Raw genomic sequence first — 24,142 nt, 5'->3', positions numbered from 1 at the left:
CATTCCGCGACGGAAAGACACGAGAGCGTCTCCCTGTCCACTCATGGCCACTGCTCATTCACATCGGTCCAGAAGAAATATGTCGCCCCATATGCGCCCTCTGTTATGATCATTCGTCCGCAGTTTTCGAGAGGAACTCTTGATGAAACGAGTTGCGGTCGTCGCCGGCGTCGTCTCGGCGGCATCGGTCTTCTCCCCCGTCTCACCCGCGACGGCGCGGACCGCGGACGGTCCCGTCGCGGATCTCAGCGTGAGCGTCACCGGGCCGGCGGAGGTCACGCCGGGCGAGAGGGCCACCTACCAGCTGACGATTCGCAATGCCGGCCCGGACACCGTCAACGCATGGATGTCCGCGACGTGGTCGCGCACGTTGGCGGTCGGCAGCTATGACCTGACCGGGGTCGCAGGATTCTGCGCCTGGACCCTCGGTTCTCCCGGAATCGACTGCAACCTGGCCGGGGGTCCGATCGCTCCCGGCGACAGCAGGATCGTCACCGTCACCGGCACCGTCGACGCGCAGGCCGCCGGCTCGATCGACTTCACGGGCGAGGTGAAGTCGAGGTCCGCCGACCCGGCCACGGACGACAACACCGACACGACGACTTCCGTCGTTCGCCCGTCCGCATAAGGCGGCGACCGTTGTCAAGGACTCTCGGCACGCGCCGGCAGCGGAACGAGAACCGTCCCGTCGAGCGGCGTGATCGACGAGAGCCCGCCACCCGAGGGCGCAAGGGCGGGCTGACCTGAGCCGTGAGTTCGGTCAGCCCGCCGTCACATCAAGGTCACGAATCCAGCCGTCACTGGTGCGCTGGATCAGCCGAGTTCCTTGAGCCGCTCGCCGCACCGGAGGCGCCCGGCGTCGAGCATCGCCTCACCGAAGGCGGCGGCGCCCTATCCAATGGGCGCCCTATCCAATGGCGCCCTATCCGATGTGGTCGCGATCAACCGCTGACTGTGTCGTCCGCGGACACCGGCGGCGGCCTGCGCGGCCTCGTCTTGAACCCCGTAGGCGGGGCACCGCCGCCGCTGGCCTCCACTGGTTTTCCCCTTACACCGTCGGGCACGACGGGACGGTGGACCGCACGACGGCCGCCGGAGCAGGGGGCGACGCACATGACGATCGCGACGACCAACCCGGCGACCGGCGAGGTGGAGCGGACGTTCGACCCGCTGCCGGAGCCGGAGATCGACCGGCGCGTCGGACGCGCGGCGGACGCCTTCCGCTCGTACCGCCGGACGGGCATGGACGAACGCGCCCGCTGGATGAACGCGGCCGCCGACATCCTGGACGCCGAACGCGACCGGGCGGCGGCCCTGCTGACCCGCGAGATGGGCAAGACGATCACGGCGGCGCGCGCCGAGGCGGCCAAGTGCGCGGCGGCCTGCCGGTACTACGCCGAGCATGCCGCCGGGTTCCTGGCCGACCGGCCCGCCGACGCGGAGGCCGTCGGGGCTGCGCGCGCCTATGTGCGATACCAGCCGCTCGGTCCGGTGCTGGCGGTCATGCCGTGGAACTTCCCGCTGTGGCAGGTGATCCGGTTCGCCGCGCCCGGACTGATGGCCGGGAACGCGGGGCTGCTCAAGCATGCGTCCAACGTCCCGCAGACGGCGCTGTTCCTGGAGGAGCTGTTCCGCCGGGCCGGATTCCCCGAGGGCGTGTTCCAGACGCTGCTCATCGGGTCCGGGCAGGTGGAGCGGGTGCTGCGGGACCCGCGGGTGCGGGCGGTCACGCTCACCGGCGGCGAACCGGCCGGGCGGTCGGTGGCGTCGGTCGCGGCGGACGAGCTCAAGCCGAGCGTGCTCGAGCTGGGCGGCAGCGACCCGTTCGTGGTGACCGCCTCGGCCGACGTTCCGCGCGCCGCCGAGGCCGCGGCCACGTCGCGGTGCCTGAACAACGGGCAGAGCTGCATCTCCGCCAAGCGGTTCATCGTCGTCGAGGACGTGGCCGACGAGTTCGAGCAGGCGTTCGTGGAGCGGATGCGGGCGTTGACGGTGGGCGACCCCATGGACGAGTCCACCGACGTCGGGCCGCTGGTCAGCGAACAAGGGCGGTCCGACGTGGAGGACCTGGTGGCCGACGCCGTGAAGCAGGGCGCGACCGTGCTGTGCGGCGGGGCGCGGCCGCCCGGCAAGGGCTGGTACTACCCGCCGACCGTGGTCGCCGGGGTGACACCCGACATGCGGATGTACCACGAGGAGGTGTTCGGTCCGGTCGCGTCGCTGTTCCGCGTCCGCGACCTCGATGAGGCGATCGACCTGGCCAACGCCATCGGCTTCGGTCTCGGCTCCAACGCTTGGACGGACGACCCCCGCGAGCGCGAACGGCTCGTCGACGACATGGAGGCCGGGCAGGTGTTCATCAACGGCACGACGACCTCCTACCCGCAGCTTCCGTTCGGCGGCGTCAAACGGTCCGGCTACGGGCGCGAACTGTCGCGGGAGGGCGCCCGCGCGTTCTGCAACGTCAAGACGGTGTGGATCGGGCACGGGGCGGAGTCCGCCGAGTCGGACGCGCCGACCGAGTGATCATGCGGGTAGCGTGCGGACCGTGAGCGATCGACTGTTCTGGGTGGGGACGTACACCGGCGACCAGGGCTCGGGGCGCGGCGTCCACCGGGCGCTGCGCGCGTCCGGCAGCGGCGCGTTCGAGCGGATCGAATGCGCGGCCGAGATGGCCGATCCCTCGTACCTGGCGACGCATCCGCGGCTGCCGGTGCTGTACGCGGTCAGCGAGCTGGACGAGGGGGCGTCCGTCGCCGCGTTCGCGGTCGGCGCCGGCGGGGCGCTGCGTCCCCTCGGGTCGCGGCCGGTGCCCGCCGGCCCATGCCACGTCGCCGTCGCTCCGGGAGGCGACTGCCTGGCGGTCAGCTGCTATGTGGCCGGGGCGTTCGCCGTCGCGCCTCTCGCGGCGGACGGGTCGTTCGACGGCGACCCGTCGGTGCTGCCCGGTCAGGGAAGCGGCCCGCGCAAAAACCGGCAGGAGGGGCCGCACGCGCACTCCGCGGCGTTCGCCCCGGACGGCACGATCCTCGGCACGGACCTCGGCGCCGACCTGCTGCGCGCGTTCCGCGTGGAGGCGGGCGCGGCGCGGCTGGTCGCCGAGCTGCCGATGCCGTCCGGGTGCGGGCCCCGCCACCTGGCGGTCCACCCGTCCGGCACCGTGTTCGTGATCACCGAGCTGGCGAACACCGTCGTCGCGCTGAGCCCCCGCGACGGCTACGCGGACCTGGTCGTCACCGGGGAGTCGCCCGCCACGGCGGACCCGGCGCCCGGCGACGCGACGAGCGCGGCGATCAAGCTCTCTCCCGACGGCCGCCGCGCCTACACGTCCACCCGCGGCGCCGACGTGATCACCGTGCACGAGGTGGTCGGCGACGGCACGGGGCTGCGTCCCGTCGCCGACGTGCCCTGCGGCGGGCAGGGGCCGCGGGACCTGCACGTGGACGCGCAGTGGCTGCACACGGCCAACCAGTACTCCGGCGACATCTCCACGTTCAGCGTGACGGACGGGATACCGAAGCCGCAGGGGCGACCCCAACCCGCCCCGACACCCGTGTGCCTGATCCCGGCCGACTGATCGCAGCCTCCGGCGCGCGGAGGCGAACAGTGTGATCCCTCGCGCGCTGCCTTGGCGGCGACGACCGGCTCGGTGGCACCGGCCTCACGACGGGCGAATACGGCACGCGCCAGGGGTCGTCGCCGCCCACGTCAAACTCGCGCACGCCCGTCAGCCCTCGACGTTCGAGACCGCTCCGTAGGCAGACATGTGGGCGGTCGCGGCGACTCGCTTGCGACGGCGTCCTCAGGGCGGCGGTGACGCTCATCAGTACCGTGACCACGCCACGCGAGGATGGGCGGACCGCCTCCTCGACGGCGCAGACGACCACATGGTCGATCCTCTACTGCGTGTTGGTCCTAGTGGTGACACTCCCGTCGGCGAGCTGTCCGTCGCCCTGCAACCCCTGCCGCCCTATGGCCGGTCGCACGGGCTCGGCACCGGGCACGTGCATTCCCCCCACCGCCGTCAGCGTCTCGCTCCAATACGCACGTCCTCGCCGCTCGCATAGCGCGAGCCGGCGGTGGCCATGGAGGAGATCGCGGCAGTTGCCCGAAGGCTGCTGCGTGCCTCCCGCGCTGTCGTCGCCTGCGGGCGCCGCGTCGGGGAGGCGGGCACGACAGCCGGCAGACGGCTGATGAAACTGCAGCGGTCGCTGCCAGAGACTGCGAGAACACCAACACGTCCCGGCTACCCGACCTGTCTGCTGCGTCTCGCTCACCGAGTTCCACGGGCACCGCAGGACGAACGCACTCTGCGGTCCGATCACGGCCCTGCCCAATCTGACACCGAGCCGCCCGGCACGCGATCATCATTGCGGTCCTCAGCGGCCAGCGCGCCCGTTTCGCTTCCCCACACCATCTCACCGAGCCGATTCCGGGGACGGCGCCCCCATAGATCACCTAATTACGGTGGTACCGGAAATCAGATTATCGCTAAACCGTTCTCGAACGGTCCCGGAGCCGTGACAATATGCTAATTTTCATCTCTACCGTGGCGACATCGAAGCGACGGGGGGCAGGCATGCTTGACATTCGCATCAGCCTGGATGGTGACGAACAGACGCCAGACGCGGCGGCCTTGTACCAGTGGCTTTATGAGGACTTGGACGGCAGGCGTCCGGCACGACTGGCGCTCCGGCAGACGCCGCCGAAGCCCGGGCACATGGGAGCCGAGCAGTTCGTCCAAATCCTTCTGGACCATCCCGAGCTCATCGAGGTCGTGACGTCATCACTGATCAGGTGGTACGCGACACTGCGCCGCCGTCCCACCCTCCGACTGGAGCGCGCCGGGGACATCTACGTCATCGAGAACCTGACAGAAGCGGAATTGCGGAGAATACTCGGAACCGGCAAGGAGGGATCAGACCAGCAAGAAAAGGACGGTCCGAATGACGACCGGTGAGTCCCGCCTCGCCGACCCGGCGAAATCGCGCGCCGTTCTCATCGGCGCGCACCACTTCGACCAAGCCGACCAGCTGCCCGCGCTGCCTGCCGTCAACGCCAATCTCTCCGCACTGCAGCGCTACCTGACCGACCCCGCCGTATGGGGGCTCCCGCCGGAGAACTGCGTCGTCCTGCCGCAGCCGCGCTACCCGGCGGAGGTGGTGGATGCCGTTGAGCAGGCAGGGGCGCAGGCAGAGGAGGCGCTTCTGGTGTACTACGCCGGTCATGGCTTCCACGGCACCAAGCCGGGTGAACTGCTGCTGTCGCTGAAGACGACCCGGAAGGATCCGCACGGCACCGTCCGGAAAGCCACCACCCTCCCCTACGAGTGGCTGGCCGAGGAGATACGCCTCGCCCAGAGCGCCTGCAAGGTCGTGATCCTGGATTGCTGCTACAGCGGACGGGCCCTGTACACGCCCATGGGCCAGAACGACCTGGCCGGACAGACACTGATCAACGGCGCCTTCGTCATGGTGTCGTCGGCGGCCGACGCGGAGTCCCTCGCGGCCGGTCGTGACGGATATACCGCGTTCACCGGTGAACTGCTGCACGTGCTGAAAAACGGCATTCCCGACGCTCCGGCCGAGCTGACGATGTGGCGTGTCTTCCAGCAGGTCCACCAGGCGCTCAGCGCCGAGAAGACGGCGCCGGTGCCGACGCAGAGCAGCAAGGCGCTGGGCGCTGAGATCACCCTGTTCCGCAACCGCGCGCACAGGGACACGAGCCTGCCGCAGGCCGACATCGTTCCGGCCCCGCGGCGCCCGGCGACGGCACCCCGGGCCGCACCGGACCCGTACGAGGGCTGGCGGGTCAAGGACCCGACGGAGGGCTGGGCCTGGCGTGAAGACGCGTTCCGCTGGGGGCCGTTTCGCACACCGCTGGTCATTGTGGAGGGCGACGGCACCAACGTCATCACCGAGGACTCCGTCCGGATCATCGTCGACCACCAGGAGGTCGTGCTTCCCGAGGAGATCCGCGAGTGGAAGCGGGAGATCGAACGGGAGCAGGAGGACCGGCGACGGCGCGGCGACAACCACTTCTGGAACGGCAGCCAATACGCGATCGAGCAGGTCACCATCAGTCGCAAGGCCGACACGGAGGCTCCGATCATCTTTCTGCGGCTGCAACAGGCGGACTACTACACCTTCCTTGCCACGCAGCAGCTGGACCGGCCGTTCGCTGATGGGTCGACACCGCGCAGCCGCTACCTGGACGGCAACGACCCGTTCAGCGTGCCAGCGTTCATGTCCTGCAGCCTCGGCACCAACATCGCAGTGATCACCGCGGACAAGCAGCTGATCTTCTCCAGGCGCAGCCGCGCGGTGGGGTCGCACCCGGGCTTTTGGAACTCGTCAGCGAACGAGGCGCTGTCTCGCGACATCGACTCGGCGGGACGTAACGCACCGAATCTGTACAACGTCGCCAGGCGCGGCCTCCGGGAGGAGCTCGCCCTGGAGGAGAACGAGTACCGGCTGGACATGCTGGGCCTCTCGGTGGACCGCAAGAACCAGTGGGGCGTTCTGTTCGTGGCGCGACTCGACTCGTTGACCGGAGAGGAGTTCCTGGCTCGGCGCAGCCGCGGTGTGGCGGACAAGTTCGAGCACGCCAGCCACCACCTGGAGCCTTGCGAGACCTACGAAGTGGTCCGCTTCATGTTCGCCAGGGAGCGCCGTGACTGGTGGGCGCCGACCGCGCCCGCGTTGTTCTATCTCGCCTTGGTCTCCGAGTTCGGGCGCACCTCCGTCGAACTCGAGAGCAGGGAGGCGTTCTTCAGCCTCCGCCGGGAAGAGGAATGAGCCCCCGCGGGATGCTCGGCCGTGCCGTTCCGGCCGAGCATCCCGCACAGGATTCAGTTGATCCGCTGGGGGACGCCCCAGGGGTTGTCGTCGCGCAGCGGCGGGGGGAGGAGGTCCTGCGGCCACTGCTGGTAGGTGACGGGCCGCAGGAAGCGCTCGATCGCGGCCGTCCCGACCGACGTGGTCGACGGCGCGGTGGTGGCGGGGAACGGGCCGCCGTGCTGCATGGCGTGGGTGACGGCCACGCCCGTCGGCCACTGGTTCCACAGCACCCGGCCGCTGCGGTCGGCCAGCACCCGGGCCAGCTCCGCGAGCTCGCCGGCCTCGGCGTCCTCGGCGTGCAGGGACGCGGTGAGCTGGCCGGGCAGCGCGGCCACGGCGCCGGCGACGTCCGCCAGCCGCTCGTAGACGACCACCAGGCCGAGCGGGCCGAAGCACTCCTCGGCGGCGCCGGGGTCGGCGGCGAACGCGGCCAGGTCCATCGTGATCAGCCGGGGCGCGGCCGAGGAGTCGTCGGACGGCCACACCAGGCGCCGCACGCCCGGGCGTCCGGCCAGTGCGCGGGCCGTGTCCAGGAACCCGCCGCGGATCCTGTCGTTGAGCATCGGCGCCTCGCCGACCTCCCCGAGCTTCGCGGTGATCCTGTCGAGGAGGTCGCCGCCCGCCGGGACGAACATGAGGCCCGGGTTGGTGCAGAACTGGCCGGCGCCCAAGGTCAGCGACCCCACGTACCCCTGGGCGATCTCGTCGGCGCGCGCGGCCGCGGCCGCGGGCGTCACCACGACCGGGTTGACGCTGCCCAGCTCGCCGTAGAACGGGATGGGCACGGGGCGCTCGGCGGCGATGCGCGCCAGCGCGAGGCCGCCGCGCTGCGAACCGGTGAACGCGGCCGCCGCGATCCCCGGATGCCGCAGCGCCCGCACGCCCTCCTCCTCGCCCTCGATGAGCCCGAACACCCCGTCGGGCGCCCCCGCGCCGGCCAGCGCCGCCGCGACGATCTCGCCGGTGCGGCGCGACAGCCGCGGATGCCCCGGATGCGCCTTGACGACGACCGGGCAGCCCGCCGCCCACGCCGAGGCGGTGTCGCCGCCCGCGACGCTGAACGCGAAGGGGAAGTTGCTCGCCGCGAACACCAGCACCGGGCCCACCGCCGTGCGGTAACGGCGCAGATCGGGGCGCGGCCCCGGGGGCCAGTCGGGATCGGGGCGGTCGATGCGCACGTCGAAGTACTCCCCCGCCTGCGCCACCTCCGCGAACAGCCCGAGCTGGAAGGTAGTACGGGTCAGCTCGCCGTTGAGGCGGGCCGGGCCGAGGCGGGTCTCCTCGTCGGCGAGCGCCACCAGCTCCTCGCGCGCCGCTTCCAGGGCGTCGGCGACGGCGGTGAGCGCCGCGGCCCGCTCCTTGGGCGGTGCAGCGGCCCACGGCCCCGCGGCGGTCTGCGCTCTCGCCACGGCCTCATCGGGCGTCAACACGCTCATGCTCGCTCCAATCCTCAGCCTCGCGACTCTGCGTCGCCGGCGCGTTCGGCCGAATGACGGTACCCATAGCACCCGTACACCACCAGACCGAGCAGCATCCACCCCGCGAACCGCGCCCAGGTCACCCAGTCGAGGTTGGAGATCAGCCAGACCGAGAACCCGATGCCGAGCAGAGGCACGACCGGCACCCACGGGGTGCGGAACGAGCGGGGCAGGTCGGGACGGGTGCGGCGCATCACCATGACGGCGGCGGCGACCACGATGAACGCCATGAGGATGCCGATGTTGGTCAGGTCGGCCGCCTCCCGGATGGGCAGGAACCCCGCGATGAACGCCGAGCCGACGCCCACGAGCCAGATGACGCGGGTGGGCACGTGCCGCCGCGGGTGGTTGCGGGCGAACCAGGACGGCAGCAGTCCGTCGCGGCTCATCGCGAACCACACCCGGGTCACCGCGAGCATGTTGGCCAGCGCGGAGGTGGCGATGCCGAGCACCGCTCCGACGGCCACGACCGTGCCCAGCCAGGCCAGGCCCACCGCTGACAGCGCGCTGGAGAACGGGCTCTTGACGTCGATGTCGCGGTAGTCCTGCATGCCCAGCATCACCAGGCACACCAGCAGGTAGACGACGGCGGCGACGGCGAGGGAGATGACGATGGCCTTGGGCAGCACCCGTTTGGCCTCGGCGCTCTCCTCGGCCGCGGCGCTCATCGCGTCGTACCCGTAGACGGCGAAGAACACGGTGGCCGCGCCGGTGAAGGCGCCGCCGATCCCGTACGGGAGGAAGGGCGAGTAGTTGCCGGCGGAGACGTGGAACGCGCCCGCGACGATCACCAGCGCGACGATGCCGATCTTGAGGGCGACCAGGACCGTCTCGAACCGCGCCGACTCCTTGGTGCCGCGGGCGAGGACGAACGCCAGCAGCAGGCACAGCAGCGCGGCGAACAGGTCGATCTTGTGCCCGGGTCCGGTGCCGGGCGCGCCGAGGGCCCAGTCCGGCAGCTGCAGCCCGATCCGGTCGGTCAGGTAGGACAGGTAGCCGGAGATCGCGATCGCCACCACCGCGACGATCGCGGTGTACTCCAGCAGCAGGTCCCAGCCGATGGCCCAGCCGGCCAGCTCGCCGAGCGTGGCGTAGGCGTAGGTGTAGGCGGAGCCGGCCTTGGGGATCATGCCGGCGAACTCGGCGTAGCACAGCGCCGCGGCGCCGCTGGCCACGATGGCGATCAGGAACGAGATCATCACGCCGGGTCCGGCGTCCTCGTGGGCGACGACGCCGGCCAGGGAGAACACGCCCGCGCCGACGAGACCGCCCAGGCTGAGCGCGACCAGCTGCCACAGGCCCATGGTGCGGCGCAGCCCGCCGGCGGTCTCCTCCTCGGAGGAGTCGACGGGTTTGAGGCGGAAGACGCCCGCTCTGGTGAACAGCCCCGTCCCGGTGACGGCGGCTTGTGATCGGGTTCCTGGCGTGGCTTGGGACATGAGGGTCCCTCCCGACTGGATGCAGGGGTGATCGACGAGGGGCGCCGACGCGTCGTCGGCGGTGAAAGGCGCGCCGCGGAAGGGCGCGTCGAGAGCGGCCGGGGCCGTGCGGCTAGAGGACGAAGCCGTGCGGGAAGGGGTCGGCCGGATCGAGCATGTACGTGGCGGTCCCGGTGATCCAGGCCCGGCCGGAGAACTCGGGGACGACGGCGGGCACGCCGCCGACCTCCGCGGTGCCGACGAGCCGGCCGACGAACCGGGTGCCGATGAAGGACTCGTTGACGAAGTCGGTGTGCAGGTCCAGCTCGCCGCGCGCGTGCAGCTGGGCCATGCGCGCGCAGGTGCCGGTGCCGCACGGCGACCGGTCGAACCAGCCGGGGTGGATGGCCATCGCGTTGCGCGAGTGCCGGGCGTTCGAGCCGGGCGCCAGGAACTGCACGTGCTTGCAGCCGCCGATCAGCGGGTCGGCGGGGTGCCGGGGCGGGTTCCGCTCGTTGATCGCCGACATGATCGCCAGCCCGGCGCGCAGGATCTCGTCCTTGCGGGACCGGTCGAACGGCAGGCCGAGCGGCTCCAGCTCGGTGATCGCGTAGAAGTTGCCGCCGTAGGCCATGTCGTAGCGGACCTCGCCGAGCCCCGGGACGTCGACGACGGCGTCCCGCTCGAGGGCGAACGCGGGCACGTTGCGCAGGGTGACCCGCTCGGCCGCGCCGTCGCGCACCGCCACGCGGGCCTCGACCAGCCCGGCGGGGGTGTCGAGCCGCACGATCGTCTCCGGCTCGGTCACCTCGACCATGCCGGTCTCCACGAGCACGGTCGCCACCCCGATGGTGCCGTGGCCGCACATCGGCAGGAACCCGCTGACCTCGATGTAGAGCACGCCCCAGTCGGCGTCGGGGCGGGTGGGCGGCTGCAGGATCGCGCCGCTCATCGCCGAGTGGCCGCGCGGCTCGTCCATCAGGAAGCGGCGCAGCCCGTCGAGGTGCTCGATGGCGTGGCGGCGGCGTTCGGCCATGGTGGCGCCGGGGATGGGCGCCACGCCGCCGGTGACGACGCGCGTGGGCATCCCCTCGGTGTGCGAGTCGACGGCGGCGATGCTGCGCACCGACCTCATGCGGCGGACCTCCTCTCCCGCAGGGCCGTGATCGCCCGTTCCATGTCGGCGGCGGCCTGGGCGCGGTGCTCGTCGGTGAGCGGGCCGCGCGGCGGGCGGCAGGGGCCGCCGTACCTGCCGACCATGTCCATGCCGAGCTTGATGGCCTGGACGAACTCGGTGCGCGAGTCCCAGCGGAACGCCGCGACCAGCGGCTCGTACAGCGCCCGCGCCTCCCGCAGCCTGCCCTCCGTCGCGAGCGCGAACAGCTCGGCCGACTCGGCGGGGAACACGTTGGGGAACCCGGCGAACCAGCCCGTGGCGCCCATCAGCAGCGCCTCCAGGGTGCAGTCGTCGGCGCCGGCGACCACCTCCAGGCCGGGGGCCTTCTCGCGGATCTCCAGGACGCGCCGCACGTCCCCGGAGAACTCCTTGACCGCGACGACGTTGTCGATCTGCGCGATCTCGGCGAGCAGGTCGGGGGTCAGGTCGACCTTGGTGTCGATCGGGTTGTTGTAGACCATCACGGGCAGGCCGACGGACGCGACGGCTTCGAAGTGGGCGATGACCTCGCCGCGGTTCGCCCGGTACATGGTGGGCGGCAGGCACAGCACGCCGTCGGCGCCGTCCTCGGCGGCCAGCTCGGCCCAGTGCCTGGCCTGGTGGGAGCCGGGGCCGTGCACGCCGACGACCACCACGCCGTCGCCGCCGACGGCCTCCACGGCGGTGCGGGCGACGCGGCGGCGCTCGTCGTCGGTGAGCGAGGAGTACTCGCCCAGCGAGCCGTTGGGGCCCACGCCGCGGCAGCCGTTGTCGACCAGCCAGCGGCAGTGCTCGGCGTACCGGTCGTAGTCGACCGCCAGTCCGGCGGGCGCGGACGCGTCCTCCCGGTAGGGCAGCGCGGTCGCGACGATCACGCCGCCGAGTCCGTCGACCTTGGTGCCGGTGCTCATTCAGTGCTCTCTTTCCTGCTCGGTGTGGGGGCGGCGGGCCAGCTCGCCGAGCCGGACGGGCTGGGCGAGCGGCCGGTGGTGCGGGGTGGCGGAGGGCAGCCCTTCGGCCGCGGCCGCCTCGGGCGTTCCGCCCGCGGCGAGGAGCCGCGCGACCGTCGGGCCGCAGACGCGGGCCTGGCAGGGGCCGAGGCCGGCGCGGGTGGTCAGTTTGACGGCGCGGGCGGACGATCCGGCGGGCTCGCCGGCCGCCCGGCGCAGCGCGCCGTAGGCGGTCCCCTCGCAGCGGCAGACCACGGTGTCGGGGCGCAGCCATCCGTGCCAGGCGGCGCCGACGGGGTGCGCGGCGGCGAGGCGTTCGGCGAACGCGCGGTCCCGGTCGCGGCGGCGGCGCAGCGGGACCAGTTCCGGCGCGTCGGGCGCCCCTCCCCCGGCGGCCCATCCGGCGATGAGCCCTTCGGTGCGGGCCGCGGGGGCGCCGGCGATCCCGGTGATCTCGCCCGCGGCGTAGACGCCGGGGCTGGTGGTGCGCTGGTCGCCGTCGACCTCGACGAACGCCTCGGCCGGGGAGGCGGGGTCGGGACGGCGCAGCGCGCAGCCCGCCGCGACGGGCAGTTCCAGCTGGGGCGTGAAGCCGTGCGAGACGCACACGGCGTCGACGGGGACGGTGCGTTCGCTGCCGGGCACGACCGACCAGTCGGGACGCAGCCGGGCGGTGACGACCTCTTCCACCCGGCCGTCGCCGCGCGCCTCGACGACCGCGCGGCCGCAGCGGTAGGGGACGCGGTGCCGCGCCAGCAGCGCGGCGTACTCGGCCAGTTCGGCGAGCTTGCCCGTGTACGAGGCGAGCTCCCAGGGGCGGCGTCCCCAGCCGCGGAGCACGGTGCCCGCCGGGTTGGCCTCCAGTACCTCCACGACGCGCGACCCGGCCTCCAGGAGGGACTCCGCCACCGGAAGGAGGAACGGTCCGGAACCGGCGATCACGACCTGGTCGCCGACGACGAGGCGTTCGCCCTTGGCCAGCGCCTGCGCGGCTCCGGCGGTGTACACGCCCGGCAGGTCCCAGCCGGGGAACGGCAGCACGCGGTCGTGGGCGCCGGGCGCGAGGACGAGCGCGTCCGGGTCCAGGACGTGGCGGCGGCGTCCGGCGCCGTCGGCCGGTCCGCGCACGACGTGCACGCGCGGGGGGCGCTCCTCGCCGGGATCGGGTCGTTCCAGCGCCCATACGGCGCTCTCCGGCCACCAGGCGCAGCGCGGATGCGTCAGGACATGCCGCCGCACGCGGTCGAAGGTCCGCCATCCGCGGTGCAGCCGCTCGGGGTGCGCCGCGGCGAACTCCTCGGGCGGCGTCCGGTGGTACTGGCCGCCGGGGCGTTCCGCCGCGTCGAGGAGCGTGACCCGAGCCCCGGCCCGCAGCGCGGCGGACGCGGCCGCCAGCCCCGCCGGCCCGGCCCCGACCACGACGACGTGCCGTCGCGCGTCCGCGCTCATCGGCCCGCCTCCCGGGACTGGGTGGCGACGACGTCGCCGTCGCGGGCACGGCGGCGACAGGCGCGCACGTCGCGTTCGCCGTTCACCGTCACCACGCAGTCGAAGCACACGCCGATGCCGCAGAACACCCCGCGCGGCGCGCCGGACGGGCCGCGGCGCCACGCGCGGCGCCCGGCGGCCAGCAGCACTCCCGCGATCGTCTGGCCCGCCACGCCGGTGAGAGGCTCGCCGTCCACGGTGATGCGCAGCGGCGCGGCGCGGCGGCGGCCGATCGGGTCGTCCTCGGCGGGGACGAGTCTGGGGCTCATGCGGCACCTCCTGTCGGCGACGGGTCGCCCAGGGCGGCCGGGCGGTCGGCGCGGAACGGGGCCGGGTCCAGCGGCGGGGTGCGGCCCAGCAGCAGATCGGCCAGCAGGCGGGCGGTGCCGGGGGCCAGGCCGATGCCCGCGCCCTCGTGGCCGGTGGCGTGCCACAGGCCGGGCAGCCGCGGGTCCGGGCCGATGATCGGCAGATGGTCGGGCACGTACGGGCGGAAGCCGCCGTAGGCGCGCATCACCGGCACGCCGTCCAGGCACGGGAACAGCCGCAGCGCCTTGGCGGCGATCACCGACAGCACCTCGGGGCGCAGCCGGTCGTCGAAGCCGACGCGGCGCCGCGACGAGCCGATCAGCACCGTCCCGGCGCGGGTGGCCTCCACGACCGCCGACGCCCGCAGGTCCTCGGCGTCGCTGCCGACCGCGCCGACGTAGTCGGCGTCGTAGACCTTGTGGAAGACGGTCGGCGGCAGCGGCGCGGTCACCAGGACCTCGCCGCGCCGCGGCCGCACGTCCACGGGGGCGCCCAGCCGCGCCGCCAGGCCGCCCGACCAGGGACCCGCCGCGTTGACGAAGGCGTCGGCCTCCACCGTGCCCTGCGAGGTGCGGACGGCGGCCAGGCGGCCGCTCCTGGTGACGGGGCCGAGCACCTCGCAGCGCGTCCGCAGCTCGGCGCCCGCGTCGAGGGCGTCGGCGAGCAGGGCGGCGGCCGCGGCGGCGGGCTGCACCTGGGCGTCCTGGGGGTAGTGGACGGCGGCGGCGACGTCGCGGGTGAGATGGGGTTCGGCGTCGGCCAGGCCGGACGCGTCCAGCGGCTCGGCGGTGACGCCCGCGGCGCGCTGCCCGGCGGCGAAGCGCTCCAGCTCGCGGGCGCCTTCGTCGGTGGCGGCCACGACGATGCCGCCCTTGGGGTCCCACTCGACGGCCCGCGCCGTCTCGGGACGCCGCTCGGCGATCTCGTCCAGGATCCGCGGCCACAGCGCCAGCGACAGCCGCGCCAGGGCCAGCTCGGGGCCCGGGCCCTTGTCGGAGACGAGCACGTTGCCCTCGCCGTGCGCGGTGGTCGCCGCGGCGGGGCCGCCCCGCTCCAGGACGGTCACCGGAAGCCCGGCGCGGGCCAGCTCGCGGGCGCACGCCGCGCCGACGATCCCGGCGCCCAGCACCGCGACCCGCGGTCCCCGCATCGCACCCTCCCGGCCGTTCGGTAAATCGAACGCTGCTGAGGCTAAGCCCGTCGTTCGGGCGCTGTCAACGCCCCGTTCAGCCGTTGCCGCCCGGGCCGGGCGCGTGCGGGTCGGCGTGGCGGAGCCGCTGGTCGGAGCCGTACTGCAGGAGGAGCACCGACCGCACCGGACCGTCCAGCGCGACGTAGCCGTGCGGGCGCAGGGCGTCGAACCCGATGTAGTCGCCGGGCCCTAGCTCGACCTCCTGGTCGCCGACCCGGACGCCGAGCCGCCCCGCCTGGACGACGGTGTGCTCGATCCCGACGTGGCCGAGCGAGTCCTGCCGCGCGCCCGGCCGCACCCGCTGGTCGTAGACCTCGACGATCGCGCCGTCGACCTCGATGCCGTGCAGCGGCCGCAGGTCGACGGCGGCCCCGCGCAGCACCTCCACCTCGGCGCCGCGCACCACGGTCGGACCGAACGGCAGCTGGCGGTCCAGCAGGTCGGAGATGGGCACCTCCAGCGCCCGCGACAGGCTGAACACCGTCTCGATCGTGGGGTTGCCCGCGCCCGCCTCCAGCTGCGACAGCGTGGCCTTGCCGATCTTCGAGCGGCGCGACAGCTCCGACAGCGACAGCCCCCGCTCGATCCGGGCGCGCCGCAGGTTGGCCGCCAGCACGTCCCGTACCGACTCCCCCGGACCGCCCACGCGCGTCTCACCTCACCCTTTCCTCGCCCGACCCGGTCCTCGCCCGACCCGATCCTCGCCCGGAACCGGGCCCAGCGTACCGTCCGTTCGGTCTATCGAACGCCACGGCGGACATCGGCGGGCCGCGACCGGCCGCAGGCGGAGTCGTCGGGCCGCCGCCGCGGGTTCCGACGTCCTCCGAAACGCCGGGCCGCGCCTCGACCGGCGACGCCGATCCGGCGGAATCGGACCGGACGGAACGGGCAGGAGCCCGATATGGACTACATCACACTGCGCAGCCCCGCCTTCAGCGATCACACCCCGATCCCGGCGGAGTACGCGCACGCCCAAGGCGACGTGTCGCCGCCGCTGGTCTGGTCGCCCCCTCCCGGCGCAGTGGCCGAGCTCGCGCTGATCTGCGAGGACCCGGACGCGCCCGCCGGTACGTTCGTCCACTGGCTGCTGGCGGGCATCGACCCGGACGCCGGCGGCGTGGAGGCGGGCGGCGTCCCTGAGGGGGCGGCCGTGGGACGCAACGACTTCGGCTTCCGGGGCTACGGCGGCCCGCACCCTCCCGTGGGCGATGATCCGCACCGTTACGTCTTCCGGTTGTACGGGCTGTCGGGGGCGACCGGTCTCAAGGACGGGTTCACCGCCGACGACTTCCGCACGGCGGTCGAGGGGAAGACCGTGGCCTCCGGCGCCCTCGTGGGGACCTACGGACGGTAGACCTGCAGGCGGTGGACCATGGACGACCCGCGCCCTCCGCACCGGCAGCCGCCGGGCGATGAGCCCTCGACGGCGCGCAGCCCGCTGCGGCTGCGCGCCGTCCTGTCCGGCGTCGCGCTGGTCGCGGGAGCCGCCGCCGCGGTGCTGTTCGCCCTGTCGGGCGCCCGCGGGCGCGATCCCGGCCCGTGGGTCGCCGCCGCGATCTGCGCCGCCGTCGCGGTGATCGCGGCGATCGACCTGGTGGCCATCGCGCGCCGCGCCCGCACCTGACGCCCGCGCCGTGACGCCCGCGCCCGGTCCGCGGGGCGGCCCGACGCGGCGCGGCTCAGGCCACCAGGTCCCGCGCGGCGGCGACGATCGCGTCGGCGTCGATGCCGGCGACGCGCAGCTGCTCGGCGGGGGCGGCGGACGCGGGCATGGTCCGCACCGCGAGCCGCACCAGGCGCGGCACGGGACCGCCGTCGGCGAACGCCGCGGCCACCGCGTCGCCGATCCCGCCCTCCGGCCAGTGGTCCTCGACGGTGATCAGGCGGCCGGTCCGCTCGGCGGCGGCGCGCAGGGTGACGGCGTCCACCGGCTTGACCGAGTACAGGTCGATCACCCGCGCCGCGATCCCGTCGGCGGCCAGGCGGTCGGCGGCCGCGAGGGCCTCGTGCACCGTCACCCCGGCGGCCACGATGGCGACGCGGTCGTCGGCGGAGGACCGCAGCACCTTGCTGCCGCCGATCGGGAACTCCTCGTCCGGCGGGTAGATCACCGGGGTGGCGCCGCGCGTGGTGCGCAGGTAGCGGATGCCCGCGGCGTCGGCCATGGCCGCGACGAGCCGCGCGGTCTGGTTGGCGTCGCACGGGTACAGGACGGTGCTGCGGTGCACGGCCCGGAACGCCGCCAGATCCTCCAGCCCCATCTGCGACGGCCCGTCCTGCCCGATGGCGACGCCCGCGTGCGAGCCCACCAGGTTGATATTGGCGCGGCTCACGGCGGCCATGCGCACGAAGTCGTAGGCGCGGGTGAGGAACGCGGCGAAGGTCGAGGCGAACGGCACCCAGCCGCGCGTCTGCATGCCCACGGCGGCCGCCACCATCTGCTGCTCGGCGATGTAGCACTCGAAGAAGCGCTCCGGATGCGCCTTGGCGAAGAACTCCGACCGGGTGGAGTCGCTGACCTCGCCGTCCAGGGCGACCACGTCGCCCCGCGCGGTGCCCAGGGCGCTGAGCGCCTGCCCGTAGGCGTCGCGGGTGGCGACCTCGTCGCCCACGTCGAACCGGGGCAGTTCGACCGGCGCGTGATCCAGAGGCCGCGCCGACCGGACGCACTCGGGGTGGCGCGGCTCGACGCGGATGTGGCGGCGGCCGCCCAGTTCGACGATGGCGTCCTCGGCGTCCGGGAGCGGCTTGCCGTGGAGGCCCTCGCGGTCCTCGACGGCGCTCACGCCCTTGCCCTTCAGCGTCCGGGCGATGACGGCGGTGGGTCGGCCGGTGGTGCGCGCGGCCTCCACGTACGCGGCGTCGATCGCGGCGACGTCATGGCCGTCGATCTCGACGGTGTGCCAGCCGAACGCCCGCAGCCGCCGGGCGTAGGCGCCGGTGTCCCACTCGTGCCGGGTGGGTCCGCGCTGGCCCAGCCGGTTCACGTCGATGACGGCGGTCAGATTGTCCAGCTTCTCGTGGGAGGCGTGCTCGGCCGCCTCCCACACCGAGCCCTCGGCCATCTCGCTGTCGCCGCACAGCACCCACACCCGGGAGGGGACATGGTCGAGCCGCTTGGCGGCCAGCGCCGCCCCCACCCCGTACGGCAGGCCCTGGCCGAGCGAGCCGGTGGCCAGCCTCACCCACGGCAGCCGGGGGGTGGGGTGGCCCTCCAGCCTGCCGCCGAGCCTGCGGAACCTGAGCAGCTCCTCGTCCGGCACCGCGTCGGCGGCCGCGAACATCGCGTACAGCAGCGGCGACGCGTGCCCCTTGGAGAAGATGAACTGGTCGTTGCAGGGATTGGACGGCGCGTCGAAGTCGTACCGCAGGTGCCGCGCCAGCAGCACCGCCATCAGGTCGGCCGCCGACATCGACGAGGTGGGGTGGCCCGACCCCGCCGCGTCGGCCGCCCGCACCGCGTCCACCCTCAGCTGCTGGCCCAGCTCGCGCACCCGCTCCAGGTCCATGTCCTCGCGCATAGCTCTCCCTCCGGGCGTCGGCACAGGCACGGACCGTCCCTGCCTACCCGGACGAAAGGGAGGAATGCGGACTTGCTCAGTGCCGGTGGTCGGGCAGCGCGGCCGCCGCCTCCTCCGAACGGTCCAGCAGACGGGCGATCCGGTCGGCGGACTCCCGGTCGAGCGGGTTGTAGACGACCATCCGCAGCTCGGGCGCCGTCGTCACGTCGAGGCTCGTGGAGCGCATGGCGATCTCTCCGACCGCCGGGTGCCGGAACACCTTGTCGCAGGGGCGCGGCGGGGCCACGTCCTGCGTGGCCCACAGCCGCGCGAACTCGGGGCTGGCCGCGCACAGCCGCCGCACCAGTTCCTTCCAGCCCGGGTCGCCCATGTGCCGGCTGTAGCGGTAGCGGAAGACCGCGACGACCTCGTGGGCCTGCTCGGTGAAGTTGACGACGGGGTTGCAGCACCCCGGCAGCGTGAACAGCAGCCACATGGTGTTGCGCTCGCTCGGCGGGATCCGCTCCAGGCACCACATGACCGCCGCGTAGGCCCGGTTGCAGGCGACGATGTCCCCCCGCGCGGAGATCACCGCGGCGGGCATCGGGGCCAGGCGGTCCAGGATCGCGGGGATGTCCTCGGGCAGCCCTCCCGCGAGGTCGGCGGGAACGGGAGGCGGCATCCCGGCCAGCGCGTACAGATGCTCGCGTTCGGCGGGGTCGAGCCGCAGCGTGCGCGCCACCGCGTCCAGCACCTGCGGGCTGGCGTTGATGGGACGCCCCTGTTCCAGCCACGTGTACCAGGTGACCCCGACGCCCGCGAGCTGGGCGACCTCCTCGCGCCGCAGCCCTGGGGTGCGGCGACGCGGCCCGGGCGGCAGGCCCACGTCCTCGGGCCCGATGCGCTCGCGGCGGGAGCGCAGGAACGCGGCGAGCTCCGTGCGTCGCGCGCCGCGCCCAGGGGCGCGACCGCCCTGGTCGGGGGACGTCCTCATCTGTGTCATCGTCACGTTTCCAGCCTGCCCGGCGCCCGCCGCGCGTGCCAGGTAGCGCCAATACCAGTATCAGGCGGCTCTCGTTACTGGTATCGGCTCGCCAGCACGCTGATGCCCATGACGCAAACGACTCATCTGTCCGGGGTCGCTCCCGGGCCGGGGACCTTCCGGAAGAGGGCCGAACAGGGCGGTGCCGGCGGCTCGGCGTTGGCGCTGCTGCTGCTCGGGCAGTTCATGGCCATCCTGGACGTCAACATCGTCAACGTGGCCCTGCCCACCCTGCGGGCCGACTTGGGCGCGTCCGGGGCCGGCCTGCAGCTCGTGGCGGCGGGGTACGTCATCGCGTACGCGGTCACGCTGATCACGGGGGCGCGGCTGGGCGACCTGGCCGGGCACCGGCGCATGTTCCTGCTGGGCGTGGCGGCGTTCTCGGCGGCGTCGCTGGCGTGCGGGCTGGCGCCGTCGACCGGCTGGCTGGTGCCGTTCCGGTTCGCCCAGGGCGCGGCCGCGGCGCTGCTCACCCCGCAGGTGATGAGCATCATCCAGCGGAGCTTCACCGGACCGGCGCGGGCCCGCGCCCTCGGCTTCTACTCGGCGGTGATCGCGGGCGGCGTGGTCGCCGGGCAGGTCGCGGGCGGCCTGCTGGTCAGCGCCGACCTGTTCGGGTGGGGGTGGCGCTGGGTGTTCCTGGTGAACGCGCCGGTCGGGCTGGCGCTGCTGGCCTCCGGGCCGCGCGTGCTGCCCGCCGACGGGGAGCGGCGCGGCGGCGGTCTGGACCCGGCCGGCCTGGCCGTGCTGGCGCCGGCGGTGCTGCTGCTCGTCGTCCCGTTGATCCTCGGGCACGAACTGGGCTGGCCGGCGTGGGGCTGGGCCGCGCTGGCGGGCGGCGCGGCGCTGTTCGCCGCTTTCGCGGCGGTCGAGCGGCGGGTGGCGCGGCGCGGCGGACGCCCGCTGATCTCCGGGCGGGTGCTGCGGGCGCCGGGGCTGCTCCCGGGCATGCTGACCGTCCTGCTGGCGCCCGGCTCGTGGGGCGCGTTCCTGTTCACCACGACCCTGCACCTGCAGGGCGACCTCGCGCTCGGCCCGATGGGGTCGGGACTGGCGTTCGTGCCGGGCGTGGCCGCGTTCGCCCTGGTCGGGCTGACGTGGCAGCGGCTGCCCGCCCGCTGGCACCGGCCGCTGATCCCCGCCGGTTTCGCGCTGGCCGCGCTCGGCTACCTGTTCCTCGGGCCGCTCGCCGGCGGCGGCGCGCGGTACGAGGCGCTGACCGTGGTCATCGGGCTCGGCCTCGGCGTGCTGCCGATCGTGATGACGGCGACGCTCGAGGGCGTGCCGACCGAGGACGCCGCCGACGGCAGCGGCCTGCTGCTGACGGTCATGCAGCTCGGCCAGGTCGTCGGCGTCGCCACGGTGGGCACGCTGTTCCTCACCCTCGCCGAGCACGAGCACTCCACCCGGCAGGCCGAGTACGGCACCGGCTGGGCGCTGGCCGCGACCGCGCTGCTCGGGGCGGGCTCGGCGCTGGCGCTGCTGCGCCGCCGCGCCGCGCGGCGGCCCGCCGCGTGAGCCGCCGCGAGCGGTCGGGGCGGGGTCACGGGTGGAGGACGACCTTGACGGCCCCGTCCAGCTTCTTCTGGAAGATCTCGTAACCCGTGCGCGCCTCCTCCAGCGGCAGATGGTGGGTGGCCAGGTCCATGACGCCGAGCGGGTCGCTCTCGTCGGTCACCAGCGGCATCAGGTCGTCGATCCACCGCTTGACGTGGGCCTGGCCCATCCGCAGCGTGAGGCCCTTGTCGAACATCTGCAGCATGGGCATCGGGTCGGTCATGCCGCCGTACACGCCGACGACGGAGACGGTGCCGCCGCGCCGGACGATCTCGACGGCCTGGTGCAGCGCCGCCAGCCGGTCCAGGCCCACCCGGGTCATCAGCGGCGCGGCGGCCCGGTCCGGCATCCACCCGGTGAGCGTGTGGGCTATCTTGGCGACGGGCGACCCGTGGGCCTCCATGCCGACCGCCTCGATCACCGAGTCGGTGCCGCGGCCCTGGGTCTTGTCCCGGATCATCTCCACCACGTCGTGCGGCGTGTGCGGCGGCCCCGCGTCGACCACCTCGACGCCGTGTCGGCGGGCCATGGCCAGGCGCTCGGGCACCAGGTCCACGCCGATGACGCGGCGGCCGAGGTGGCGGGCGATGCGCCCGCACATCTGCCCGATCGGGCCGAGGCCCAGCACGGTGACGCTGCCGCCCTCGGGGATGTCGGCGAACGCCACCGCCTGCCAGGCGGTGGGCAGCACGTCCGACAGGTACAGGAACCGCTCGTCCGGCGGCCCCTCGGGCACCTTGATCGGCCCGAACTGGGCCTGCGGCACCCGCAGGTACTCGGCCTGCGCCCCCGGCACCTGCCCGTAGAGCCTGGTGTAGCCGAACATCGCCGCGCCGGTGCCGTACTCGCGCACCTGCGTGGTCTCGCACTGGGCGTACAGCTTCATGGCGCACATGGCGCAGTGGCCGCAGGAGATGCAGAACGGGATCACCACCCGGTCTCCGGGGCGCACGTGGTCGACGTCGGCGCCGACCTCCTCCACGACGCCGATCGGCTCGTGGCCCATGATGTCGCCCTCGGTCATGAACGGCCCCAGCACCTCGTACAGGTGCAGGTCCGATCCGCAGATCGCGGTGCTGGTGATCCGCACCACCGCGTCGGTCGGCTCCTTGATCACCGGATCGGGTACGGTCTCCACGCGCACGTCGCGCCGTCCGCGCCAGGTGATGGCCTTCATCGGTGCCTCCTGCACTGTCGTCCCTGGTCGCGCCCTACCCCGCCCACCGGCGTGAAACGCGGGGCGGTGCCGGGGCGCAGCGGCGACCGGGCGTCCGGGCGCCCGGACGGCGGCGTCCGCCCGCGCGCGGCCGGGGCCGGCGACCTCGGCACGGATCCGCGGTGCGTCGCGCCGGGCGGTCAGGCGGTCGCGGTGTCAGTAGTCCCCCAGGAGGGCGCGGGCGGCCTCGACCCGGCGCGGAACGGGGCGGCGGGAACGCGCCACGGCGGGCAGGGCGCGGACGGCGTCGGCGACGCCGCGCCGCCCGTGGGCGCTGGTCAGCGCGCCTGCGGCGGTGCGCAGCAGCACGGGCAGCGGGCGGCGCAGCCAGGCGGTGAGCAGCCGGTTGCGCACCTCGCGGCGGCGTCTTGCCGCCGGGTCGCGGCCGCGGGGCGACGGATGGTGGTGGACGACCAGTTCGGGCAGATACGCCATGCCCCAGCCGGCGGCGGCCAGGTCGAGGGCGAGCAGCTCCTCCTCGCCGCCGAAGTGCAGCAGCTCCGAGAAGCCGCCGGCGTCGAGGAACGCCTCGCGCCGCACGACGGCCGAGCAGGCCAGGAAGCCCATGATGGCGGGGCCGGGCAGGCCGTCGGGGCGCCCCAGCGGGGAGCGGGCCATGGCCTGCGACACCGGCTCCAGGCGGGCGTCCTCCCCCACCAGGACGCGGGCGGCGAGCAGGGCCGTGCGGGGGTGGGCGTCGAGGACGGCGGCCGCGCGCTCCAGCGAGCCCGGGGCCCACCAGGAGTCGTCGTCGGCGAACGCGACGTAGCGGGTGGCCGCCTCGCGGACGCCCGCATTGCGGGCCGCGGCGCCCAGATTGCGCGGCAGGCGGATGAGGCGCGCGCCCGCCTCCCGCGCCGCGGCGGGCGTGTCGTCGCGGGAGGCGTTGTCGACGACGATCACCGGGGCGCCGTGCCGGGCGAGGCTGCGGCGCAGCTCGGCGGCGCGGTCGCGGGTCGCCACCACGATCGTCACGTCGGACATGCGGCCCTCCGTCGGCGCGTCCCGTCCGTCAGCTCACGTACTTGCGCGCCCGGGACCGCCGCTGCGGCTCGTCGAGGGCGCGCAGGCGCGTCTCGACCTCCGGCGGCACGGGGCGCCGTTCGCGGACCACCCAGGGCAGCCCGGCGGCGGCCTCCGCCAGCGCGAGCGCGGTGACGCGGTCGCGCGGCAGCTCGATCAGCAGCGCCCGGGTGCGGCGCAGGGCGCTGAGGAGCGGACGGCGCAACCAGGTGCACCAGAGCGTGTTGCGGATGCCGTGGCGGCGGCGCAGGTGCGGGTCGCGCAGCCGCGACGGCGCGTGGTGGACGACCACGTCCTCGGCGTAGCACAGGTGGAGGCCGCGGCTCAGCAGATCGGCGCTGAGCAGTTCCTCCTCCCCGCCGAGCCACAGGCGGGGCGAGAAGCCTCCGGCCTCGCGGAACGCGTCGACGCGCAGCACGGACGCCCCGGCCAGGAACGAGCCGAGCGCGGGGCCGGGCAGCCCCGGGGGGCGCGGCAGCGGCGACTCGCGCAGCTCCCGCACGATGGGGTCCTCGCGGCCGTCCGGCTCCACCAGGATGCGCCCGGTGACGACGGCGAGCCGCGGATGGGCGTCCAGCAGCGCGACGGCCCGGGTCAGGGCGCCAGGGTCCCACCAGGTGTCGTCGTCGCAGAACGCCACGTACGGGGTGCGCACGTGGTCGACGGCGACGTTGCGCGCCACCGCGCCGAGGTTGGCGCGGGGACGCAGCAGGGTCGCCTCCGGATGCAGCACGGCGACGGCCTCGGCGGTGCCGTCCCGCGAGGCGTTGTCGACCACGATGACCGGCGGCCGCTCCGGCAGGTCGGCCAGGCGGCCCAGCGTGTGCAGCAGCGACGCGCGCCGGTCGCGGGTGATCACGACGACGGTGCAGCGCATGCGCGCCGCGTACCCGTCCCGAATCGAATCATGTGCGCATGTCCGGCAATGCGCGGTGAGGACCCATGGGACGGGACCGACGCCGACCGCCAAGAGT

Annotated in this window: 21 protein-coding genes; 8 read left to right on the top strand and 13 right to left on the bottom strand. The window is 73.9% G+C overall.

Annotated elements, in window-relative coordinates; all coding sequences use genetic code 11:
• Positions 1–250: 250 nt before the first annotated feature.
• The 5 genes from AR3_RS17135 (at position 251) to AR3_RS29790 (ending at position 6,797) form a co-directional block, all read left to right on the top strand.
• A complete protein-coding gene (locus AR3_RS17135) occupies positions 251–628 on the top strand; it encodes a DUF11 domain-containing protein (protein ID WP_169803849.1) in 378 nt (125 codons plus the stop codon).
• A 485-nt stretch (positions 629–1,113) separates the two neighbouring features.
• Positions 1,114–2,526: an NADP-dependent succinic semialdehyde dehydrogenase gene (locus AR3_RS17130; RefSeq protein WP_067915217.1), complete on the top strand. Its 1,413-nt coding sequence runs from the start codon at positions 1,114–1,116 to the stop codon at positions 2,524–2,526.
• A 22-nt stretch (positions 2,527–2,548) separates the two neighbouring features.
• Positions 2,549–3,577 carry a lactonase family protein gene (locus AR3_RS17125; protein ID WP_067915231.1) on the top strand — a complete coding sequence of 343 codons (1,029 nt, stop codon included), beginning with the start codon at positions 2,549–2,551 and terminating at the stop codon, positions 3,575–3,577.
• 1,002 nt (positions 3,578–4,579) lie between these two features.
• Positions 4,580–4,960, top strand: coding sequence for an effector-associated constant component EACC1 (locus AR3_RS17120; RefSeq protein ID WP_067915216.1), 381 nt, complete (start codon positions 4,580–4,582; stop codon positions 4,958–4,960).
• Positions 4,947–6,797: a caspase, EACC1-associated type gene (locus tag AR3_RS29790; protein WP_083951618.1), complete on the top strand. Its 1,851-nt coding sequence runs from the start codon at positions 4,947–4,949 to the stop codon at positions 6,795–6,797. The genes AR3_RS17120 and AR3_RS29790 overlap by 14 nt, the downstream gene beginning before the upstream one ends.
• Before the next feature lie 53 nt (positions 6,798–6,850).
• Here the strand turns inward: AR3_RS29790 and AR3_RS17110 are convergent, their stop codons facing one another.
• The 8 genes from AR3_RS17110 to AR3_RS17075 form a co-directional block, all read right to left on the bottom strand.
• Entirely contained in the window at positions 6,851–8,275 is a 1,425-nt protein-coding gene (locus AR3_RS17110; RefSeq protein WP_067915215.1) for an aldehyde dehydrogenase (NADP(+)), read from the bottom strand.
• Between the two features lie 14 nt (positions 8,276–8,289).
• Complete coding sequence (locus AR3_RS17105) at positions 8,290–9,756, bottom strand: amino acid permease (protein WP_083951617.1); 1,467 nt, start codon at positions 9,754–9,756, stop codon at positions 8,290–8,292.
• A gap of 112 nt (positions 9,757–9,868) precedes the next feature.
• Entirely contained in the window at positions 9,869–10,870 is a 1,002-nt protein-coding gene (locus tag AR3_RS17100) for a proline racemase family protein (protein WP_067915214.1), read from the bottom strand.
• Entirely contained in the window at positions 10,867–11,802 is a 936-nt protein-coding gene (locus AR3_RS17095) for a dihydrodipicolinate synthase family protein (RefSeq protein WP_067915213.1), read from the bottom strand. The genes AR3_RS17100 and AR3_RS17095 overlap by 4 nt, the downstream gene beginning before the upstream one ends.
• Complete coding sequence (locus AR3_RS17090) at positions 11,803–13,290, bottom strand: FAD/NAD(P)-dependent oxidoreductase (protein ID WP_067915212.1); 1,488 nt, start codon at positions 13,288–13,290, stop codon at positions 11,803–11,805.
• Positions 13,287–13,598 (bottom strand): (2Fe-2S)-binding protein, encoded by a 312-nt coding sequence (locus AR3_RS17085; RefSeq protein WP_067915211.1) that lies wholly within the window; start codon positions 13,596–13,598, stop codon positions 13,287–13,289. Before AR3_RS17085 ends, AR3_RS17090 begins: the two co-directional genes overlap by 4 nt.
• Positions 13,595–14,788 carry an NAD(P)/FAD-dependent oxidoreductase gene (locus tag AR3_RS17080; RefSeq protein ID WP_067915210.1) on the bottom strand — a complete coding sequence of 398 codons (1,194 nt, stop codon included), beginning with the start codon at positions 14,786–14,788 and terminating at the stop codon, positions 13,595–13,597. The genes AR3_RS17085 and AR3_RS17080 overlap by 4 nt, the downstream gene beginning before the upstream one ends.
• A 76-nt stretch (positions 14,789–14,864) precedes the next feature.
• Positions 14,865–15,476 carry a helix-turn-helix domain-containing protein gene (locus AR3_RS17075; RefSeq protein ID WP_067915209.1) on the bottom strand — a complete coding sequence of 204 codons (612 nt, stop codon included), beginning with the start codon at positions 15,474–15,476 and terminating at the stop codon, positions 14,865–14,867.
• A 255-nt stretch (positions 15,477–15,731) separates the two neighbouring features.
• Here AR3_RS17075 and AR3_RS17070 point away from each other — a divergent pair, with 255 nt between their 5' ends.
• Together AR3_RS17070 and AR3_RS17065 are read left to right on the top strand one after the other, a co-directional pair.
• Complete coding sequence (locus tag AR3_RS17070) at positions 15,732–16,184, top strand: YbhB/YbcL family Raf kinase inhibitor-like protein (protein ID WP_067915208.1); 453 nt, start codon at positions 15,732–15,734, stop codon at positions 16,182–16,184.
• 18 nt (positions 16,185–16,202) lie between these two features.
• Entirely contained in the window at positions 16,203–16,454 is a 252-nt protein-coding gene (locus AR3_RS17065; RefSeq protein ID WP_067915207.1) for a DUF6343 family protein, read from the top strand.
• A 55-nt stretch (positions 16,455–16,509) separates the two neighbouring features.
• Here the strand turns inward: AR3_RS17065 and AR3_RS17060 are convergent, their stop codons facing one another.
• Together AR3_RS17060 and AR3_RS17055 are read right to left on the bottom strand one after the other, a co-directional pair.
• A complete protein-coding gene (locus AR3_RS17060) occupies positions 16,510–18,351 on the bottom strand; it encodes a transketolase (protein ID WP_217998597.1) in 1,842 nt (613 codons plus the stop codon).
• A gap of 76 nt (positions 18,352–18,427) precedes the next feature.
• Positions 18,428–19,324: a helix-turn-helix transcriptional regulator gene (locus AR3_RS17055; protein ID WP_067915206.1), complete on the bottom strand. Its 897-nt coding sequence runs from the start codon at positions 19,322–19,324 to the stop codon at positions 18,428–18,430.
• A 117-nt stretch (positions 19,325–19,441) separates the two neighbouring features.
• Here AR3_RS17055 and AR3_RS17050 point away from each other — a divergent pair, with 117 nt between their 5' ends.
• On the top strand, positions 19,442–20,890 hold the full coding sequence (locus AR3_RS17050) for an MFS transporter (protein ID WP_083951615.1): 1,449 nt from the start codon (positions 19,442–19,444) through the stop codon (positions 20,888–20,890).
• A gap of 25 nt (positions 20,891–20,915) precedes the next feature.
• Here the strand turns inward: AR3_RS17050 and AR3_RS17045 are convergent, their stop codons facing one another.
• From AR3_RS17045 to AR3_RS17035, 3 genes are all read right to left on the bottom strand, one after another.
• Positions 20,916–22,106, bottom strand: a complete 1,191-nt coding sequence (locus AR3_RS17045; protein WP_067915205.1) for a zinc-dependent alcohol dehydrogenase — start codon at positions 22,104–22,106, stop codon at positions 20,916–20,918.
• Between the two features lie 195 nt (positions 22,107–22,301).
• On the bottom strand, positions 22,302–23,129 hold the full coding sequence (locus AR3_RS17040) for a glycosyltransferase family 2 protein (RefSeq protein WP_067915204.1): 828 nt from the start codon (positions 23,127–23,129) through the stop codon (positions 22,302–22,304).
• 28 nt (positions 23,130–23,157) lie between these two features.
• Entirely contained in the window at positions 23,158–24,045 is an 888-nt protein-coding gene (locus AR3_RS17035; RefSeq protein ID WP_067915203.1) for a glycosyltransferase family 2 protein, read from the bottom strand.
• Positions 24,046–24,142 lie beyond the last annotated feature (97 nt).

It is taken from the genome of Actinomadura rubrobrunea NBRC 15275 (assembly GCF_001552235.1).
In the GTDB taxonomy this organism is placed as follows: Bacteria; Actinomycetota; Actinomycetes; order Streptosporangiales; family Streptosporangiaceae; genus Spirillospora; species Spirillospora viridilutea.
The sequence above is the reverse complement of the archived record's forward strand: the minus strand, read 5'-3'. Positions and strand labels throughout refer to the sequence as shown.

Excerpts from the sequence above, each read along its gene's own strand:
- AR3_RS17060 (WP_217998597.1), bottom strand. The coding sequence starts at position 18,351 with ATGCGCGAGGACATGGACCTGGAGCGGGTGCGCGAGCTGGGCCAGCAG.
- AR3_RS17035 (WP_067915203.1), bottom strand. The coding sequence starts at position 24,045 with ATGCGCTGCACCGTCGTCGTGATCACCCGCGACCGGCGCGCGTCGCTG.
- AR3_RS17095 (WP_067915213.1), bottom strand. The coding sequence starts at position 11,802 with ATGAGCACCGGCACCAAGGTCGACGGACTCGGCGGCGTGATCGTCGCG.
- AR3_RS17080 (WP_067915210.1), bottom strand. The coding sequence starts at position 14,788 with ATGCGGGGACCGCGGGTCGCGGTGCTGGGCGCCGGGATCGTCGGCGCG.
- AR3_RS17110 (WP_067915215.1), bottom strand. The coding sequence starts at position 8,275 with ATGAGCGTGTTGACGCCCGATGAGGCCGTGGCGAGAGCGCAGACCGCC.
- AR3_RS17065 (WP_067915207.1), top strand. The coding sequence starts at position 16,203 with ATGGACGACCCGCGCCCTCCGCACCGGCAGCCGCCGGGCGATGAGCCC.
- AR3_RS17050 (WP_083951615.1), top strand. The coding sequence starts at position 19,442 with ATGACGCAAACGACTCATCTGTCCGGGGTCGCTCCCGGGCCGGGGACC.
- AR3_RS17070 (WP_067915208.1), top strand. The coding sequence starts at position 15,732 with ATGGACTACATCACACTGCGCAGCCCCGCCTTCAGCGATCACACCCCG.
- AR3_RS17085 (WP_067915211.1), bottom strand. The coding sequence starts at position 13,598 with ATGAGCCCCAGACTCGTCCCCGCCGAGGACGACCCGATCGGCCGCCGC.
- AR3_RS29790 (WP_083951618.1), top strand. The coding sequence starts at position 4,947 with ATGACGACCGGTGAGTCCCGCCTCGCCGACCCGGCGAAATCGCGCGCC.
- AR3_RS17100 (WP_067915214.1), bottom strand. The coding sequence starts at position 10,870 with ATGAGGTCGGTGCGCAGCATCGCCGCCGTCGACTCGCACACCGAGGGG.
- AR3_RS17090 (WP_067915212.1), bottom strand. The coding sequence starts at position 13,290 with ATGAGCGCGGACGCGCGACGGCACGTCGTCGTGGTCGGGGCCGGGCCG.
- AR3_RS17120 (WP_067915216.1), top strand. The coding sequence starts at position 4,580 with ATGCTTGACATTCGCATCAGCCTGGATGGTGACGAACAGACGCCAGAC.
- AR3_RS17130 (WP_067915217.1), top strand. The coding sequence starts at position 1,114 with ATGACGATCGCGACGACCAACCCGGCGACCGGCGAGGTGGAGCGGACG.
- AR3_RS17040 (WP_067915204.1), bottom strand. The coding sequence starts at position 23,129 with ATGTCCGACGTGACGATCGTGGTGGCGACCCGCGACCGCGCCGCCGAG.
- AR3_RS17045 (WP_067915205.1), bottom strand. The coding sequence starts at position 22,106 with ATGAAGGCCATCACCTGGCGCGGACGGCGCGACGTGCGCGTGGAGACC.
- AR3_RS17055 (WP_067915206.1), bottom strand. The coding sequence starts at position 19,324 with ATGAGGACGTCCCCCGACCAGGGCGGTCGCGCCCCTGGGCGCGGCGCG.
- AR3_RS17105 (WP_083951617.1), bottom strand. The coding sequence starts at position 9,756 with ATGTCCCAAGCCACGCCAGGAACCCGATCACAAGCCGCCGTCACCGGG.